We start from the raw sequence: 17,110 nt of genomic DNA, 5'->3' as shown, positions 1-17,110 counted from the left end.
CGCGATGGCGCGCCAGAAAATATGCTTTGTGAGGCGGGGGGCAAAATCCCCTCGCCTCCTGCATGTTTTGGTTTTGTTTCTAAGTGTCCAGTTTTCCGCAATCTCGGGGACTGCCAGCGCATCACCGAAATTTACAAAGCCAACACAGGACGTAATCGATCTATGTACATGGTCATTGGCAGATCGTGCTTCGGTTGCTGAGGAATTCACCCAACGCGGATGGAAAACGTTCCGTGCGCCCTATCCCGAAGCACTTGCTTCGCTTTTGGCAGATGGCGGACTCTTCCGTGCCCTTATTGATGAGAGATACAACTTTTTCGGTCTGGATACAGAAACTGGCATCATTCCCGACATGATTGAGCATCTGGACACCATATCTGATGTCTCACAGCGCGGTGTCTTTGATGCGTTCTGGTGGGATGGAGACACCCGCGCGTTTTTGATGATCCATGACAAGGGCGGAAATAGAAAACTTGGCGAAGACCTTGGATGCCGCTTCTTTAGTTCTTCTTTGCAAGATGCAACATTGGTTTCTGATGCAGTTCATCAATACCCGGGTGACGGGCACAAAGTATCTCTTGGTCCGGCTCGAACTGTGAGCGCGACAACTATTGGAGACGAACTACACAAACCGCTTTCTGGTGCTGCTAGTTTTCTCGTGAAACTAGGCGTTTTTGTTGATCGCCCGATTCTGGAACCCCAAGTTGGCATGGGGCCAGCGAGAGTGGATTTTTTCTGGTTCGAGCAATCCGAATTCGAAGAGCAGTATTCTAGAAAACCCAATTCTGCATTTGGATTAGAAATTTATCGGCGAAATAAGGAGGCCAAACAGTGACCTTCTCTGACGCCATCCGCACCTGTTTCTCCAAGTTCTTCACCTTCTCGGGTCGGGCCTCCCGCCCCGAATACTGGTTCTTTTTCCTGTTTATCGTGATCTGGAGCTTAATCGCAGGGATCATCGATGCGCAGTTCTTCACTCAGGTCTCGGTCAGCGAAAGCGATGAGGTCAAACAGGTCACCGCGACATCCCGCCAACCGGTTCAAAGCATCGTCAGCCTGATCGTCTTCTTCCCGCATCTGGCCGTCGCGTGGCGGCGGATGCATGATAGCGGGCGCAGCGGGCTCTATGCTCTGCTACCAATCCTGCTGATCCTCGGGGCCTTTGCGGTTCTGATTTTTGGCATTGGCCTTGCCAGCCAGTTCCACGGTGGCACTCTGGACATTCTGTTCACACGTGCCACTTTGCTGATCGTCATTCCGACACTCATCGTTCTGTTTGTGTCGCCCCTGCTGGTTCTGTGGTGGCTGACCCGCCCCAGCCAACCCGGCGCCAACCAATACGGTCCCAACCCATATGAGGTAGCCCAATGACCGAACATACGCCCAACTCTGCCTTTCATGCCTCGAGCTTTATGCAAGGGCACAATGCCGAGTATCTGGAGCAGCTTTACGCCCAGTATACGAAGGACCCGAACGCGATAGACGCGGCCTGGGTCGATTTCTTCCGGCAGATGGGCGACGCCACGCCCGACGTTCAGAAAGAGGCAGAAGGGCCGTCCTGGGCGCGGACCGACTGGCCGCCGATGCCGGCCGATGATCTGACCGGCGCGCTGACCGGCGAGTGGGCCGAGATCGACGCCAAGGCGGCAGGCAAAAAGATCAAGGACAAGGCCGCTGACACGGGCGTCAAGGTCAGTGAAGATCAGGTCAAACGCGCCGTGCTGGACAGCCTACGTGCCCTGATGCTGATCCGGGCCTATCGGATCCGGGGCCATCTGGCTGCCGATCTGGATCCGCTGGGCATGCGCGCGGCCAGCACGCACCCGGAACTGGACCCAAAGACCTACGGCTTTACCGAAGCCGATATGGACCGTCAGATTTTCATCGACAACGTGCTGGGCCTGCAGATGGCCAGCATGCGCCAGATCGTCGAGATCGTGAAACGCACCTATTGCGGCACCTTCGCGCTGCAATACATGCATATCTCGGACCCCGAACAGGCCGCCTGGCTGAAAGAACGGATCGAAGGCTACGGCAAGGAAATCGCCTTTACCAAGGAAGGCCGCAAGGCGATCCTGAACAAGATGGTCGAGGCCGAAGGCTTCGAAAAATTCTTACATGTCAAATACATGGGCACCAAGCGGTTCGGTCTGGACGGCGGCGAAAGTCTGATCCCGGCGATGGAGCAGATCATCAAGCGCGGCGGTGCTCTGGGCGTTCAGGACATCGTGATCGGCATGCCGCATCGCGGGCGTCTGAACATCCTCGCCAACGTGATGGGCAAGCCTTACCGCGCGATTTTCAACGAATTCCAGGGCGGCAGCTTCAAGCCCGAGGATGTGGATGGCTCGGGCGACGTGAAATATCACCTTGGCGCCTCCAGTGACCGCGAGTTTGATGGCAACAGCGTGCACCTGTCGCTGACCGCCAACCCCAGCCACCTTGAGGCGGTAAACCCGGTTGTTCTGGGCAAGGTCCGCGCCAAGCAAGATCAATTGAAAGACGAAGACCGCACCAAGGTCATGGGCATCCTGCTGCACGGCGATGCGGCCTTTGCCGGTCAGGGTGTGGTGGCTGAAGGGTTCGGCCTGTCCGGCCTGCGCGGTCACAAGACCGGCGGCACAATGCATATCGTGGTGAACAACCAGATCGGTTTCACCACCGCGCCGCATTTCTCACGCTCCAGCCCCTATCCCACGGATATTGCGCTGATGGTTGAGGCGCCGATCTTCCACGTGAACGGTGACGACCCCGAGGCCGTGGTGCATGCGGCGAAGGTGGCGACCGAGTTCCGTCAGAAGTTCCACAAGGACGTGGTCATCGACATCTTCTGCTATCGCCGGTTTGGTCATAACGAGGGCGATGAGCCCATGTTCACCAACCCGATCATGTACAAGAAGATCAAGACGCATAAGACCACGTTGTCTCTGTACACCGAGCGTTTGGTCAAGGACGGTCTGATCCCCGAGGGCGAGATCGAGGACATGAAGGCCGCCTTCCAGGCCCATCTGAATGATGAGTTCGAGGCTGGAAAAGACTATAAACCCAACAAGGCCGACTGGTTGGACGGGCGCTGGTCGCACATGGACAAAAGCAAGGAAGAATATGTGCGGGGCGAGACCGCCATTTCTCCGGACACGCTGGCTGAGGTTGGCAAGGCACTGACCCATGCGCCCGACAATGTGGCCCTGCACAAGACCGTGGGCCGCCTGCTGGATCACAAAAAGCAGATGTTCGAAACAGGCACAGGGTTTGACTGGGCCACGGGCGAAGCACTGGCCTTTGGCTCATTGCTGACCGAAGGCTACCCGGTGCGCCTGTCCGGGCAGGACGCAACGCGCGGGACGTTTAGCCAGCGCCATTCCGGCTTTGTCCATCAGGAAAGTGAAGAACGCTATTACCCGCTGAACAATATTCGCTCGGGGCAGGCGCAGTACGAAGTGATCGACTCGATGCTGTCCGAATATGCGGTTCTGGGTTTCGAATACGGCTATTCGCTGGCCGAACCCAACGCCCTGACCCTGTGGGAAGCGCAGTTCGGCGATTTCGCCAACGGGGCGCAGATCATGTTCGACCAGTTCATCAGCTCGGGCGAAAGCAAGTGGCTGCGGATGTCCGGTCTGGTCTGCCTGCTGCCGCACGGGTTCGAAGGGCAAGGGCCGGAACACTCGTCTGCCCGTCTGGAACGGTTCCTGCAAATGTGCGGACAGGACAACTGGATCGTGGCGAACTGCACTACGCCTGCAAACTATTTCCACATCCTGCGCCGTCAGCTGCACCGGACCTTCCGCAAGCCGCTGATCCTGGTGACGCCGAAATCGCTGCTGCGCCACAAGCTGGCTGTCAGCAAGGCAGAAGAGTTCACCACAGGCTCCAGCTTCCACCGGGTTCTGTGGGACGATGCGCAGCACGGAAACTCGGACACCAAGCTGGTCAAGGACGACAAGATCAAGCGGGTCGTGATGTGCTCTGGCAAGGTTTACTACGACCTGCTGGAGGAACGCGACGCGCGTGGGATCGACGATGTCTACCTGATGCGGATCGAACAGTTCTATCCGTTCCCGGCGCACTCGCTGATCAATGAGCTTGAGCGCTTTAAGGGTGCGGAAATGATCTGGTGCCAGGAAGAGCCCAAGAACCAGGGCGCCTGGACCTTTATCGAGCCCAATATCGAATGGGTACTGACCCGCATCAAGGCCAAGCATACCCGGCCGCGCTATGTCGGTCGCGCCACATCCGCCTCACCCGCGACGGGTCTGGCCAGCCAACACAAAGCCCAACAAGAAGCGCTGGTGAACGAAGCGCTGAGCATTGAAGGAAAGTAAACGATGACGATTGAAGTTCGTGTTCCCACGCTTGGCGAATCGGTAACCGAAGCGACGGTTGCGACCTGGTTCAAAAAACCCGGCGATGCGGTCGCTGTAGATGAAATGCTGTGCGAGCTTGAGACCGACAAGGTTACGGTCGAAGTGCCCTCGCCCTCTGCCGGTGTGATGGGCGAAATCGTCGCCGCCGAAGGTGAAACCGTTGGCGTTGATGCGCTGCTGGCCACAATCACCGCGGGCGAAGGCGCAGCCCCTGCGCCTGCCGCCGCTCCGGCCCCGGCAGCCGCCCCGGCTGCGTCGGGCGGCAGCGTGGACGTCATGGTGCCAACGCTGGGCGAATCCGTGACAGAAGCGACCGTTTCGACATGGTTCAAACAGGTCGGCGACAGCGTCGCGCAGGATGAGATGCTGTGCGAATTGGAAACCGACAAGGTCTCGGTCGAGGTTCCGGCCCCCGCTGCGGGTGTGCTGGCTGAGATCGTGGCCCCCGAAGGCGCGACCGTGGATGCCTCGGCCAAGCTGGCGGTGATCTCGGGCGCGGCGGCTGGGGCTGCTCCGGCTCCGGCAGCAGCCGCGGCGGCGGCCCCGGCAGCGGCCAGCACAGGCAAGGATATCGCCAATGCGCCGTCAGCCGAAAAAGCCATGGCCGAGGCTGGCCTGTCGGCCGATCAGGTCACTGGAACCGGTCGCGATGGCCGGATCATGAAAGAAGATGTGGCCCGTGCCGCTGCAGCCCCGTCGGCCCCCGCACCGGCCGCGGCGGCCCCTGCCCCGGCACCAACCCCGCGCGCGCCTGTGGCTGCCGCAGATGCCGGGCGCGAAGAACGGGTACGCATGACCCGTCTGCGCCAAACCATCGCCAAGCGCCTGAAGGATGCGCAGAATACCGCAGCGATCCTGACCACCTATAACGAGGTGGACATGACCGAGGTGATGGCCCTGCGCAACCAGTACAAGGATCAGTTCGAGAAGAAGCACGGCGTGCGTCTGGGCTTTATGTCCTTCTTCACCAAGGCCTGCTGTCATGCGCTGAAAGAAGTGCCCGAGGTGAACGCGGAAATCGACGGCACCGATATCGTCTACAAGAACTTCGTGCATATGGGCGTTGCCGCCGGTACGCCGCAGGGTCTGGTGGTTCCGGTGATCCGCGATGCCGACAGCATGTCCTTTGCCGCGATCGAGAAGGCGATTGCCGAAAAAGGCCGACGCGCCCGTGACGGCAAGCTGAGCATGGAAGAGATGCAGGGCGGCACCTTCACCATCTCAAACGGTGGCGTCTACGGCTCGCTGATGTCCTCACCGATCCTGAACCCGCCGCAGTCGGGTATTCTGGGGATGCACAAGATCCAGGACCGTCCGATGGTTATCAATGGCGAAATCAAGATTCGTCCGATGATGTATCTGGCCCTGTCCTATGATCACCGCATCGTGGACGGCAAAGGCGCGGTGACGTTCCTTGTCCGCGTGAAAGAGGCGCTGGAAGATCCGCGCCGCCTGTTGATGGATCTGTAATCATGGCGACTCATGTCCTTTGGCAAGCCGATGTGGCGGATTTCGATGCCTGGCTGACCGTGTTCCGCGAAGACCAGAAAATGCGTGAGGCTGCGGGAATCCGCGACCTCCATATCTGGCAGGACCCAGCTCAGAAGGATCACGCTGTGGCCCTGTTCGAAATCACCGATCTGGACCGCGCGCAGAGTTTTCTGGAATCAGAAGAGCTGGCGATGCACCACGAACGCGGGGGCGTTGCGCATATCCAGGTCAAAGTTCTGAACCCTGTCTAAACAGTGCTGCCCGGATCAGACATAATCCCAACTGGCCGCCCGACCCATCATAGGGTGGGCGGCAAAAATGAAGGTGTTCCTCTGTGACACCCGAGTTGACTGCCCTGACATTGGCCGCACTGTTGCAGATCATCCAATATGCTCTGATGGCGATCCCGGCCAATCTGGAACTGGGTCCGGGCAAGACCATGTCCGCGCGCGACCGCAGCCGGTTGGGTGGTGCACTCGAAGATCAGCTGTCCGATGAAACGGCCCGTCTGTATCGGGCGCTGAACAATCACTTCGAAGGGCTGATCCTGTTCTCCATCGCTTGTGTGGTCGTGACCCTCAGTGGGACGGGCAACGACTTCACTGCGACCTGCGCCTGGACCTATCTGGTGGCGCGCGTCCTTTACGTGCCCGCCTATTATTACGGTTGGAAGCCCTGGCGCACCCTGATCTGGTTCGCCGGGTTCCTGACTACCACCTTCATGCTTTTGGCGGTGCTATTGTGACGCCGCTGATGTACAACCTGTTCAGAGGTTTACGCCCTGTGACAGCCCGAATTCTCAAGGAGACCCTCAATGGCAAGTTATGACGTCATCGTAATCGGCTCAGGCCCCGGCGGCTATGTGTGTGCCATCCGTTGTGCCCAGCTGGGCCTGAAAACCGCCTGCGTTGAAGGACGGGACACATTGGGCGGCACCTGTCTGAATGTGGGCTGCATCCCATCCAAGGCGCTGCTGCACGCCAGCCATCAGTTGCACGAGGCCGAGCATAACTTTGCCAAGATGGGCCTGAAGGGTAAATCGCCTTCGGTCGATTGGAAGCAGATGCAGACCTACAAGGACGAGGTGATCGAAGGCAATACCAAGGGCATCGAGTTCCTGTTCAAGAAGAACAAGATCGACTGGCTGAAAGGCTGGGGCTCGATCCCCGCTGCAGGTCAGGTCAAGGTTGGTGATGAGGTGCACGAGGCGAAGAACATCATCATCGCCTCGGGGTCCGAGCCCGCCTCGCTGCCCGGTGTTGAAGTTGATGAGAAGGTTGTCGTCACCTCGACGGGTGCGCTGTCGCTGGGCAAGATCCCGAAGAAGATGGTCGTTATTGGTGCAGGTGTGATCGGGCTTGAACTGGGTTCGGTCTATCAGCGGCTGGGTGCCGAGGTCACGGTGATCGAATTCCTCGACGTGATCACACCGGGCATGGACCCCGAGGTGCAGAAAACCTTCCAGCGTATCCTCAAGAAACAGGGTTTGAAGTTTGTCATGGGCGCAGCGGTGCAAAAGACCGAAGCCACCAAGACTAAGGCCAAGGTCACGTACAAACTGCGCAAGGACGACAGCGAGCATGTGGTCGAGGCGGATACCGTACTGGTCGCCACCGGGCGCAAACCGTATTCGGACGGCCTGGGGCTGGACGCTTTGGGCGTCGAGATGACGCCGCGTGGTCAGATCAAGGTCGGGGCCGACTGGCAGACCAACGTGCCTGGCATTTACGCCATCGGCGACGTCACCGAAGGCCCGATGTTGGCGCATAAGGCCGAGGATGAGGGCATGGCCGCCGCCGAACAGGTCGCGGGCAAGCATGGTCACGTGAACTACGGCGTCATTCCTGGCGTGATCTACACCTGGCCCGAGGTTGCCAATGTCGGCGAAACCGAAGAGACGCTGAAAGAACAGGGCCGCGCCTACAAGGTCGGCAAGTTCATGTTCATGGGCAACGGTCGGGCCAAGGCCAACTTTGCCGCCGACGGGTTCGTGAAGATTCTGGCCGACAAGGAAACCGACCGTATTCTGGGCGCACACATCATCGGCCCCGGCGCTGGCGATCTGATCCACGAGGTCTGCGTTGCGATGGAATTCGGAGCCTCAGCCGAAGATCTGGCCCTGACCTGCCACGCCCACCCGACCTATTCCGAAGCCGTGCGCGAGGCTGCCTTGGCCTGCGGCGACGGACCGATCCACAGCTAAGACCAATGATTCCGGCGGCAGTCAACCCGCCGGGGTCAGCCATGCATCCAGATAGGTTTCCAGCCTGTCGGTGAATGTCGTCGCGGAATGCAGCGCGCAAAATCTTAGTGACATGGCCTGAATCGCAAAGGCCTGCACACCTTCTGCCAAAAGCTCGGGCGGCACGTCCTTGCGCATCTCTGCAGCGTCAAGCCACATCATCACGACGCGAAAGTACCGCTCAAAGCAATAGGCGATTGGGCCCACCTCCGCGATCGCCGTCGCGCCGGAATACCTGATCAGCAGATCGAACACATACCGTTCGGACGTCATGAAACTGTGGGCGGGCTCCAGCGCGGCGATGATTTCGGCGACGGTTCCGGGCGGCGGGCCGGACTCGGCCTGATCCAGGCACGCGTTCAACCTGTCAGCGATCAGAATTTCCATCATCGCGTCTTTGTCGTGGAAATGCGCAAAGAACGTCCCCTTGGCCACACCGGCGGCCTTAACGACATCTTCCACCCTCAGCGCCTCATACCCGCTGTCCTGAATCAACGCCTCGGACGCCGCCATCAGTCGGGCGCGGGTTTTCAGCGTACGTTTTTGAACTGTCTTTTGCATAAGGCTAATTCGCACGTTTTCTGACCGTGGTCAAATTTATTATTGACCGTAGTCATTTTTTGATTCTATAAACTGACCACGGTCATTTTTAGGAGAACCCCGATGCAGCCGAAGAAAATTCTGATCCTTGATGGACACCCTGCCGAAAGCAGCCTGTCCCGCACCTTTGCGCAAACCTATGGCGACGCAGCCCGCGAAAACGGCCATGATGTCCGCCTGATCCACCTGAGCGATCTGCAGTTCGACCACGATTTCGGTCAGGGCAATTACCACGACTTCAAGCCGCTAGAGCCCGTGCTGGAACAGGTTCTGCAGGATTTTGAATGGAGCGATCATCTGGTCCTGACAGCGCCAATGTGGTGGGGCGGTCTGCCTGCGAAACTGAAGGGTCTGATTGACCGCATGTTCATCCCGGGGCGTACTTTCGATACGCGAAACACGACCAAGATGGGTTTCCCGGCCCCGATGCTGACCGGTCGCACCGCGCGCGTCATTCTGACGTCGGACACGCCGGGCTGGTTCATGCGCCTGATCTATCGCCAGGCACTGATCCGGCAAGTACGCGATCAGATCCTGGGCTTTGTCGGCTTCAAGCCAACACGGTTTACCTATTTCGCAGGGGCCAGTTATCCCAAGCCCGGTCATGTCGAGCGCTGGATTTCCAAGGTCGCCAGGATTGGCGCGGCGGCAGTGTAACGTAACCGCCGTGACTACCACATGGTTTTAGCGGCGCGCGCGCCCCATTCGCGATCATAGCGTGCGCCGCCTTCGTCCCCGTCCGACGCCTCGGCCAGAATTTCTCCGATGGTTGGAAGAGGCGCGGACTCATCACCGCAAGTCCAGGTTCTTGCCCGCATCAGCGCTCGCGCGCATTGAGTGTAAACCTCGTGAAGTTCGATCACGATCACAGTCGCTGGGCGCTTGCCCTGCTTTTCGAACCGGGTTCGCAAATCGTCATCCGCAGTCAGACGCGCCGTCCCGTTCACCCGCACCACGTTGTTGGAACCGGGCACGATGAACATCAGCGAAACACGCGGATCGCGCACGATGTTGCGCAGCGAATCCAGGCGGTTGTTGCCCCGCCAATCCGGCATCGCCAGAGTCTTTGGATCCAGCTCCAGCACCACCGGGCCATCGTCACCGCGCGGGCTGCCGTCGACACCTTCCGGCCCGACCGTGCTGAGGATGCATAGGCGCGAGGCCATGATCCATGTCCGATACAGCGGCGTCAGGCTGTGTGCCACTTTGCGCAAGGACGGTGCGCCCGGGGTGCCATAAAGCCCCGCAAGCGTCTCGGTATCTTCAATGAACTCCATCCGGGTCAAATCCCACTTCTTTCATCAACGCGGTCGAGCGGGTCTCGATCACCTCTTCCAGCCGCCCAAGGAACGCATCGCGCGCGACACCCGGCTCGATCGGGTCGAGGAAATCGACAATCGCCAGGCCGGGTTTGCGCAAGATGCCCGTGCGCGGCCAAAAGACGCCCGCGTTTGTGGCAACAGGGATGCAAGGCACGCCAAGCCCTTCGTACAGAACCGCAGTGCCTACCTTATAGGGCTTTTTGGCCCCCGGTGCGACGCGGGTGCCCTGAGGGTAGATGACCAACTGGCCGGGTTCGGTGAATTCCTTGGCGACATCCTTGACCATCTTGGCCACCGCCGCACCCTTCTTGCCCCGGTTGACCGGGATACATCCCAATCGGCGCGCATATAGGCCAATGACCGGGGTCCACAAAAGCTCTCGCTTCATGATGAACTTGCCATGCGGGATCGCGTTGAAGATCAAGAGAATATCAAGAAACGACTGGTGCTTGGCCCCTATGACAACCTCGCCCGTGGGCACAGCGCCGCGCACCTCAGAGCGAATGCCAACCATCCAGCGCGCAAGCCAAATGGTACTGCTGGCATAGGCTTTGCAGGCCCGCAACGCGCCGCGTTTGGTGAAGATCGCGTAAGGCAGGTACAGAATGCCAAGGATCAGCATCCAAAGGTAGATCACAAACATGAAGACCAATGAGCGGACCCACTGAATGGCCATGGACATCACGAAAGCTCCTTCAACTTGCGGCGCGCGGCGGCCCAGGTGGCAAAAAAGGCGACGGCCGCGCCCAGAATGGGAATGGCCACGGGCAAAATCCAGTCACTGCCCTGAAACCCGACGCCAGACAGGAAGCCCCCGGCATCCGAGGCTTCGGGCAACAACAAAACGCCGGTCATCCCCAACAGCGTGCCCACGGCTGCGCCAAACAGCGCGCGGTAGGTAAAGCGGCGCACGAAGGCTCCTGCGATAAACCGGTCGCGGGCCCCAACCTGACGCAACACCTCGATGATCTTGGCATTCGCCGCCAGTGAGGCATTCGCGGCCAGAGTGATCATGGCCGCCGTCGCCCCACCGATCAGCAGGATCGAAATCCAGCCCAATCGCCTAAGGGACATGGCGGCATCGACCAAAGGTTCGCGCCATCTGGTGTGGTCATCCAGAACCGCGCCCGGTACCTCGGCCCCAAGGCGCAGGCGCAGACCGGCGGCGTCAAGGCCCGGTTCGCCTTCGACAATCTCGATCAGTTGCGGGATGGGCAGCGTGTCCAGTGGCAGATCTGGCCCGAACCAGGGCGACAGCAGGGCCGCCTGTTCCTCGGTCGTCAGCGCACGGGCCGAGGCGACGCCGGGCGTTTGGCTCAGCACGGTCAGCGCGGTTTGGGTCTGGGCGGCCAGCTGCTCGGCCGGCGCGTTGATGCGCAGGGTGGCGGCCCCGGCCAGTTCCGTTGCCCATCGGTCGGCAATCCGGCCCGAGGCCAGCGACAGGGCCAAAGCAAAAACGGTCAGAAACGCCATCGCGCCCGAAACGAATAGGGTCAAATGCGCGGTATACCCGGTTGGGGGCACCACGCGGTCGGCCCGAGAATCTCGTCGCAGCAGGTTTCGGATATCGCCCCGGCTCATAGATCCGCCCCCGCCAAGTGCAGACGACGCTGCGAGATGCGCAGAACACGCGCCTGAACCTGACTTTTCGCGGCACGGATCAGGCTTAGATCATGGGTGGCGATCAGGACGGTTTTGCCCATCCGGTTCAGTTCGACCAGCAGGCGCAGCAGGCGCTGCGACATCTCCCAATCCACGTTGCCTGTGGGTTCATCGGCAAGCACCACGTCAGGCGACAGGATCACCGCACGGGCCAGCGCGGCGCGCTGCCGTTCGCCGCCCGACAGCTCTGGCGGATGCGCTTCAAGACGGGACCCCAGACCGACCCAGCCCAGCAACTCGGTTAGATTGTCCTGCTCATCCGCTTCAACCCGGCCTGAAACCATCAACGGCAGCGCGACGTTTTCGGCCAAGGTCATATGGTCCAGAAACTCGCAATTCTGATGAACCACGCCGATCCGGCGGCGCAACAGGGCCATCTGATCGCGATCCAGCGTGGCTATGTCCTGATCAAAGGCGCTCAACCGCCCGGATGTGGGCAACAATGCGCCGTAGCATAGTTTCAGAAACGTGGTCTTGCCCGCACCCGAAGGCCCCGTCAGAAAATGAAACGAACCCGGCTGCAATTGCACCGAGACATCGCTCAGCAATTCGCCGTCACCATAGGTGTAGCTGACATTTTCCAGCTCGATCACACGTGCCCCCATTTATTATGCCGCTCTTCTTGCCCCAGTGCGGGTGTGGTTTCAATGCCTGTACCGAGTCCAATTGGTGACACTTGGACCGTGAAACCGAAAACGCGCTTTGCTGTTGGGTCTTAACGGAATATCATGCCTGAAAAAACTATTATCGGCCGGATTGCACGGCCGGGGAGGCAGCATGCGTCTTACATGTCCGAATTGCAGTGCCCAATATGAGGTCCCGGATGAGGTCATCCCCGAGGAAGGCCGCGATGTCCAATGTTCGGCCTGCGATCACACATGGTTTCAGGCCAAACATCCTGTAGCGGAAACACCAGAGCCCGCCCCGGCCGAAGCCGACACGCCGGAACCCGAAGCGGTCGAGCCTGTGGCCGACGAAGACCCGCAACCTGAAGAGGCTGCGCCGGTTGTGGCCGAGATCGCGCCAGAACCCGAGCCTAAGCCTGAGCCGGAACCGGCAGATGCCAAACCTACCGGCAACGTGGACCCTGCCGTGGCCAATATTCTGCAGGAAGAGGCCGCGCGCGAGGCTGACTTGCGGGCGCAAGAGGGCAGCAGCCTGGAAACGCAACCGGATCTGGCGCTGGATGTCGCGCCGACGCCCAAGGTCGAGCCACGGCGCCCTACCGCCTCGGAAACATCCGAGGATGCCGGTCAGAAAGACGCTCTACCGGATGTTGAGGCGATCAATTCCAGCATGCTCAGCGACGAGGGTGAGACCGAACAGCCTGCACGCAAATCCGGCGGCTTTGTGCGTGGGTTTGCGCTGATGCTGATCATCGGCGTGATTCTGTACCTGATCTACGGCAACGCCCAGCAGATCAGCGAAGCTGTGCCGCAGGCGGATCCGGTGCTGAATTCCTATGTCTCACTTGTGGATCAGGCGCGTGTCTGGCTTGAGAGCCAAGCCGGATCCGGCGCGCCTTAGACCTGACGTCGTCAGAACCGTTCGAGCAGACGTTTCAGATATTCCAGTTCAATTGTGGGCCGGTCGCTTTCGCCGGTCCGGCGGCGGATTTCGTCCAGCAACTCACGCGCGCGACGATACACATCCTCGCCCTGCAACAGGTTTTCCTCGGTCGAGATTGACCCGGCGGCACCCGGATTGCGGCCCAGCGGATCGCGGTTGTTGGCCTGCGCCTCACCCTCCTGCGCGCCCTGACCGGGCTGGTTCTGCTGGTTCTGGGCCAAGGCCTCACCCAGCGATCGCATGCCCTCGCGCAGGGCTTCCATCGCCTCGGACTGGCGGTCTATTGCCTCGGCCAGATCATCGCCGCGCAGGGCCTGTTCGGCCTCGTCCATCGCGCGCCCTGCCCGGCCCAACGCATCACGCGCGGCCTCGCCTTCCGGCGTTCCTGCACCGGGCAGACCTTGCTCCTGCCGCCGCAACTCATCCCGCAGGGCCTGCTGACGGTCGGCAAGGTTACCCTGTCCGGACTGGCCTTCCCCGGCCTGATCCGAATCCTGCCCCTGACCCACCTGGCCCTCGTGGCTTTGCCCACGGCCCATGCCGCCACTACGCCCTTCATTGCCCTGGCTCTCACCCGACTGGGCACCGGGGTTGAATTGTTCCTGCAGGTCGCGGAAGGCCTGATCGCTAAGGCCCTGTTGTTCGCGCAACGTCTCGGCCAGGCCTTCCATGGCCTGTTGCCCTTCGGACTGGCCGCCCTGACCTTGCCCTTGGGTGACGCGCATATTCTCCATCATCTGCTGGAATTCTTCCAACGCCTGCTGCGCCTCGGCCATGCGGCCCTGTTCCATCAGTTCCTGAATGCGGTCCATCATGGCCTGCAGGTCGTCCTGCGTCATCTGCATGGATTCGCCGTTCTGGCCCTGCTGCCGCTCGCCGTCTTCGCCGTTCTGCTGTGCCAGACGCTGCAGCTGTTGCAAATAGTCCTGAGTCGCCTCGCGCAATTCCTGCATCAGCTCGGCAATTTCCTCGTCGCTGGCACCGTTCTGCATTGCCTCGGTCAAACGTTCCTGCGCGCGGCGCATCCGTTCCAAAGCATCCGCAAGCGTGCCGTCCTCGATCAGAACCGCAAGGTCCCACAGCGCCTGCGCAATCTCCTCTTGCTGAGGCGGCTTCAGGCCATATTCCGTGAACGTCTCCAACCGCCGCAACAGAACGCGAAGCCGCAGATAGGCCGTGTCCGAGCGGAACAGATCTTCGGGGCGATGGGACACCGCGCGCAATACCTGCGCAACCCGCGCGCCATTGTCGCGCGACCACAGCAAATCACGACGCTGCTCGATCACCGCCGCCGCCAGCGGGTCAAAGAACCGACGCGCAGGCAAGGCGGTCAGATACGGTTCGGATTCGGACTGCTGATCTGCGGCATCCCGCGCCATCAACGTGATGCGCACCGGCAGATGCGCCCACGGGTGCTGCGAGAAATCCTCGATCAGATCTTCGGTGAAATCGGCCCGGTCGCCGGTAATCGGCATGGGCAACTCGATCTGAATCACCTCGCGCGGCTCAGGCTCTGTGGTCAGGCCATAGCGGCGATCAACGGCAGCCAGATCCAGTTCGATCAGGGCCGAGCCCGAGACGACACCGTAATCATCGCTGGACTGGAAGGGCAATTTCATCTGCCCACCGGCTTCGGCCTCGGCCACGCCTGCAACGCTGATCCGGGGCGCGGCATCGCCAACCACATCCAGCGTCCAATCCCGGCCTGCGGGCCCTTCGATCCGCAACTGGCCCGACCGATCGACCACGAATTCCTGTTCCGGCGCGGTGGCGGCTTCTGTTCCCAGAACAGAGCTTGTTTCGGTCAGGCTATGCGCCCCAACCTCGCCGTAAAAGCGCAGCGTAATGTTACTGCCCTGCGGGACAGACAGGGTCGGACCGGACTGATCCGCCAGATACAGGGTCGGCAGGCCGGTATAGCGCGGCGGCTCGACCCAGCCTTCCCAGGTCGGCCCTTGCCCGGCGACAGCCGTGCCGGGCGTCATCTCCGCGACCGAACCGATGCGCCAGAAGGACCCGAACAACACAGCCACCACCAGCGCCAGCAGCGCGGCGTAGCGCAAAGCATACGGGTCACGCGACGCAAGTCGCAGATCGGGTTTGACTGCCTTGGCTGTCGAGGCTCGCTGCGCCATACGGGCCTTGTGCGCGTGCCACAGCGCAACCGAATCCGCATCCGTGGCCCCAATTGCCTGATCATCCATCAAGGCCTGTATGGGCCGCCCCGGAAGGGTTTCATCCAGACGCGCCAGCGCCTCAATCCGCGATGGCAGATGGAATCGACGAATCCCAAGAACCGCAGCCACACCCAGCGCAATCAGGCCAAGCGCGCCGATACCCCAAACAAGCTCGACCCGGACCTGATCCTGCAGGCCCAGCATCAACGCGGCCAAAATGCCCATCAGAATCGAGAAAAACGGCCAGAATGCGCGCAAAACCTGCTCGGCCAGCAGCCCCGCATGGGTCAGCCAAAGCGAAAGTCTTGGAATCGGCAGTTTCAATCTGTCGCGCAATGCGGGCCTCCTGATCGGGCCTGCACGCTTATCGCGTCAAAGCCACTCAGGTATGGTATCGCGGTTTATGATTTCGTCAAAGCCTGGGCGTTCACGAATAACTGCAAATTGATCCTCATGCACCAGAACCTCGGGGATCAGGGGGCGGGTGTTGTATTCGCTGGCCATCACCGCGCCATAGGCCCCGGCGCTGCGGAAGGCGACCAGATCACCGGGCGCAAGCGGCGGCATGGTGCGCTGCTTGGCAAAGGTATCGCCGCTTTCGCAGACCGGGCCAACGATGTCATAGGGTTGCTGTTCAACTCCGGGGGCAGGTTCCTGCACCGCGATAATGTCGTGATGTGCCTCGTACATTGCGGGACGGATCAGGTCGTTCATCGCACCATCGAGGATCAGGAAATCGCGGCCTTCGCCCGATTTCACATAGATCACCTTGCTGACCATCAGCCCCGCATTGCCCGCGATCAGACGACCCGGTTCAATCTCGATCTCACAGCCCAGATGGCTCAGCGTTTTCTTGATCAAAGCGCCGTATTCCATCGGCAGCGGCGGCGCTTCATTCGACCGCGCATAGGGAATCCCCAAACCGCCCCCCAGATCGAGCCTGCGGATATTATGCCCCTCGGCGCGCAGTTGTTCGGTCAGCTCGGCGACTTTGGCATAGGCCAGCTCGAACGGCTCCAGTTCAGTCAATTGCGAGCCGATATGGACGTCGATACCAATCACGTCGAGCCCCGGCAGGCTGGCGGCCAGCATATAGACCTCGGACGCGCGCGAGATCGGGATGCCGAACTTGTTCTCGGATTTGCCGGTCGCGATTTTCGCATGGGTCTTGGCGTCCACATCCGGGTTCACGCGCACGGTGATCGGCGCGATCACGCCGAGTTCCAGCGCAACCGCGTTGATCACCTCCATCTCAGGTTCGGATTCGACGTTGAACTGACGAATGCCCCCGGTCAGCGCCGTTCGGATTTCATCCGCCGTTTTGCCGACGCCCGAAAACACGATCTTGTCGCCCGGAACGCCTGCTGCCTTGGCCCGCAGGTATTCCCCACCCGAAACCACATCCATCCCCGCGCCCGCCTGCGCCAGCGTTTTCAGGATCGCCTGATTGCTGGCCGCTTTCATCGCGTAACAGACCAGATGGTCGGTGCCCTCTAGCGCGTCGTCGAACAGCTTGAAATGCCGCAACAGGGTCGCCGTCGAATAGACATAGAACGGGGTTCCGACCGCAGCTGCGATTTCGGAAATCGGGACATCCTCGGCGTAAAGCGCGCCGTCGCGGTAGAGAAAGTGATCCATGACGCCGCGCTTAGACCAAAAGGGGGATACGGATCAATGGAT

Annotated in this window: 16 protein-coding genes; 9 read left to right on the top strand and 7 right to left on the bottom strand. The window is 60.5% G+C overall.

Annotated elements, in window-relative coordinates; all coding sequences use genetic code 11:
* The first annotated feature begins 4 nt into the window (after positions 1-4).
* From ACR0E6_RS17655 to lpdA, 7 genes are all read left to right on the top strand, one after another.
* Complete coding sequence (locus tag ACR0E6_RS17655; RefSeq protein ID WP_480585687.1) at positions 5-835, top strand: hypothetical protein; 831 nt, start codon at positions 5-7, stop codon at positions 833-835.
* A complete protein-coding gene (locus ACR0E6_RS17650) occupies positions 832-1,371 on the top strand; it encodes a DUF805 domain-containing protein (protein ID WP_170455659.1) in 540 nt (179 codons plus the stop codon). The genes ACR0E6_RS17655 and ACR0E6_RS17650 overlap by 4 nt, the downstream gene beginning before the upstream one ends.
* A complete protein-coding gene (locus tag ACR0E6_RS17645) occupies positions 1,368-4,325 on the top strand; it encodes a 2-oxoglutarate dehydrogenase E1 component (RefSeq protein WP_480585683.1) in 2,958 nt (985 codons plus the stop codon). The genes ACR0E6_RS17650 and ACR0E6_RS17645 overlap by 4 nt, the downstream gene beginning before the upstream one ends.
* A gap of 3 nt (positions 4,326-4,328) precedes the next feature.
* A complete protein-coding gene (odhB, locus tag ACR0E6_RS17640) occupies positions 4,329-5,837 on the top strand; it encodes a 2-oxoglutarate dehydrogenase complex dihydrolipoyllysine-residue succinyltransferase (protein WP_480585681.1) in 1,509 nt (502 codons plus the stop codon).
* A gap of 2 nt (positions 5,838-5,839) precedes the next feature.
* On the top strand, positions 5,840-6,109 hold the full coding sequence (locus tag ACR0E6_RS17635; protein ID WP_170455665.1) for a hypothetical protein: 270 nt from the start codon (positions 5,840-5,842) through the stop codon (positions 6,107-6,109).
* 83 nt (positions 6,110-6,192) lie between these two features.
* Entirely contained in the window at positions 6,193-6,603 is a 411-nt protein-coding gene (locus tag ACR0E6_RS17630; RefSeq protein ID WP_170455667.1) for an MAPEG family protein, read from the top strand.
* Between the two features lie 69 nt (positions 6,604-6,672).
* The gene (gene lpdA, locus ACR0E6_RS17625; protein WP_170455669.1) at positions 6,673-8,061 is read left to right on the top strand and encodes a dihydrolipoyl dehydrogenase; all 1,389 of its coding nucleotides are present in this window, start codon (positions 6,673-6,675) and stop codon (positions 8,059-8,061) included.
* A 21-nt stretch (positions 8,062-8,082) separates the two neighbouring features.
* On the opposite strand, the gene ACR0E6_RS17620 is transcribed toward lpdA, so the two are convergent.
* Positions 8,083-8,661: a TetR/AcrR family transcriptional regulator gene (locus ACR0E6_RS17620; RefSeq protein WP_480585676.1), complete on the bottom strand. Its 579-nt coding sequence runs from the start codon at positions 8,659-8,661 to the stop codon at positions 8,083-8,085.
* 102 nt (positions 8,662-8,763) lie between these two features.
* Between ACR0E6_RS17620 and ACR0E6_RS17615 the strand changes: the two genes are divergently transcribed.
* A complete protein-coding gene (locus ACR0E6_RS17615; RefSeq protein ID WP_170455673.1) occupies positions 8,764-9,357 on the top strand; it encodes an NAD(P)H-dependent oxidoreductase in 594 nt (197 codons plus the stop codon).
* A 14-nt stretch (positions 9,358-9,371) separates the two neighbouring features.
* Here the strand turns inward: ACR0E6_RS17615 and ACR0E6_RS17610 are convergent, their stop codons facing one another.
* Genes ACR0E6_RS17610 through ACR0E6_RS17595 form a run of 4 tightly spaced genes read right to left on the bottom strand, consistent with a single transcriptional unit; the run spans position 9,372 to position 12,277 of the window.
* Positions 9,372-9,977 (bottom strand): pyridoxamine 5'-phosphate oxidase family protein, encoded by a 606-nt coding sequence (locus tag ACR0E6_RS17610; protein ID WP_480585673.1) that lies wholly within the window; start codon positions 9,975-9,977, stop codon positions 9,372-9,374.
* Entirely contained in the window at positions 9,964-10,704 is a 741-nt protein-coding gene (locus ACR0E6_RS17605; RefSeq protein ID WP_480585670.1) for a lysophospholipid acyltransferase family protein, read from the bottom strand. The genes ACR0E6_RS17610 and ACR0E6_RS17605 overlap by 14 nt, the downstream gene beginning before the upstream one ends.
* Positions 10,704-11,603 carry a cell division protein FtsX gene (locus ACR0E6_RS17600; protein ID WP_480585667.1) on the bottom strand — a complete coding sequence of 300 codons (900 nt, stop codon included), beginning with the start codon at positions 11,601-11,603 and terminating at the stop codon, positions 10,704-10,706. The genes ACR0E6_RS17605 and ACR0E6_RS17600 overlap by 1 nt, the downstream gene beginning before the upstream one ends.
* Positions 11,600-12,277 carry an ATP-binding cassette domain-containing protein gene (locus ACR0E6_RS17595; protein WP_170624208.1) on the bottom strand — a complete coding sequence of 226 codons (678 nt, stop codon included), beginning with the start codon at positions 12,275-12,277 and terminating at the stop codon, positions 11,600-11,602. Before ACR0E6_RS17595 ends, ACR0E6_RS17600 begins: the two co-directional genes overlap by 4 nt.
* A gap of 184 nt (positions 12,278-12,461) precedes the next feature.
* Here ACR0E6_RS17595 and ACR0E6_RS17590 point away from each other — a divergent pair, with 184 nt between their 5' ends.
* Positions 12,462-13,211 carry a zinc-ribbon domain-containing protein gene (locus ACR0E6_RS17590; protein WP_170455681.1) on the top strand — a complete coding sequence of 250 codons (750 nt, stop codon included), beginning with the start codon at positions 12,462-12,464 and terminating at the stop codon, positions 13,209-13,211.
* Positions 13,212-13,222: 11 nt separating this feature from the next.
* Here ACR0E6_RS17590 and ACR0E6_RS17585 read toward each other — a convergent pair whose 3' ends face one another.
* A complete protein-coding gene (locus ACR0E6_RS17585) occupies positions 13,223-15,766 on the bottom strand; it encodes a TIGR02302 family protein (protein ID WP_480585664.1) in 2,544 nt (847 codons plus the stop codon).
* A 36-nt stretch (positions 15,767-15,802) separates the two neighbouring features.
* Positions 15,803-17,068, bottom strand: coding sequence for a diaminopimelate decarboxylase (gene lysA / locus ACR0E6_RS17580; protein ID WP_480585661.1), 1,266 nt, complete (start codon positions 17,066-17,068; stop codon positions 15,803-15,805).
* Between the last annotated feature and the right edge of the window lie 42 nt (positions 17,069-17,110).

This window comes from Ruegeria sp. AP12 (assembly GCF_056540025.1).
This window is presented reverse-complemented; position numbering and strand designations above follow the sequence as displayed.

Excerpts from the sequence above, each read along its gene's own strand:
- ACR0E6_RS17655 (WP_480585687.1), top strand. The coding sequence starts at position 5 with ATGGCGCGCCAGAAAATATGCTTTGTGAGGCGGGGGGCAAAATCCCCT.
- ACR0E6_RS17645 (WP_480585683.1), top strand. The coding sequence starts at position 1,368 with ATGACCGAACATACGCCCAACTCTGCCTTTCATGCCTCGAGCTTTATG.
- odhB (WP_480585681.1), top strand. The coding sequence starts at position 4,329 with ATGACGATTGAAGTTCGTGTTCCCACGCTTGGCGAATCGGTAACCGAA.
- ACR0E6_RS17635 (WP_170455665.1), top strand. The coding sequence starts at position 5,840 with ATGGCGACTCATGTCCTTTGGCAAGCCGATGTGGCGGATTTCGATGCC.
- lpdA (WP_170455669.1), top strand. The coding sequence starts at position 6,673 with ATGGCAAGTTATGACGTCATCGTAATCGGCTCAGGCCCCGGCGGCTAT.
- ACR0E6_RS17620 (WP_480585676.1), bottom strand. The coding sequence starts at position 8,661 with ATGCAAAAGACAGTTCAAAAACGTACGCTGAAAACCCGCGCCCGACTG.
- ACR0E6_RS17615 (WP_170455673.1), top strand. The coding sequence starts at position 8,764 with ATGCAGCCGAAGAAAATTCTGATCCTTGATGGACACCCTGCCGAAAGC.
- ACR0E6_RS17610 (WP_480585673.1), bottom strand. The coding sequence starts at position 9,977 with ATGGAGTTCATTGAAGATACCGAGACGCTTGCGGGGCTTTATGGCACC.
- ACR0E6_RS17605 (WP_480585670.1), bottom strand. The coding sequence starts at position 10,704 with ATGTCCATGGCCATTCAGTGGGTCCGCTCATTGGTCTTCATGTTTGTG.
- ACR0E6_RS17600 (WP_480585667.1), bottom strand. The coding sequence starts at position 11,603 with ATGAGCCGGGGCGATATCCGAAACCTGCTGCGACGAGATTCTCGGGCC.
- ACR0E6_RS17590 (WP_170455681.1), top strand. The coding sequence starts at position 12,462 with ATGCGTCTTACATGTCCGAATTGCAGTGCCCAATATGAGGTCCCGGAT.
- lysA (WP_480585661.1), bottom strand. The coding sequence starts at position 17,068 with ATGGATCACTTTCTCTACCGCGACGGCGCGCTTTACGCCGAGGATGTC.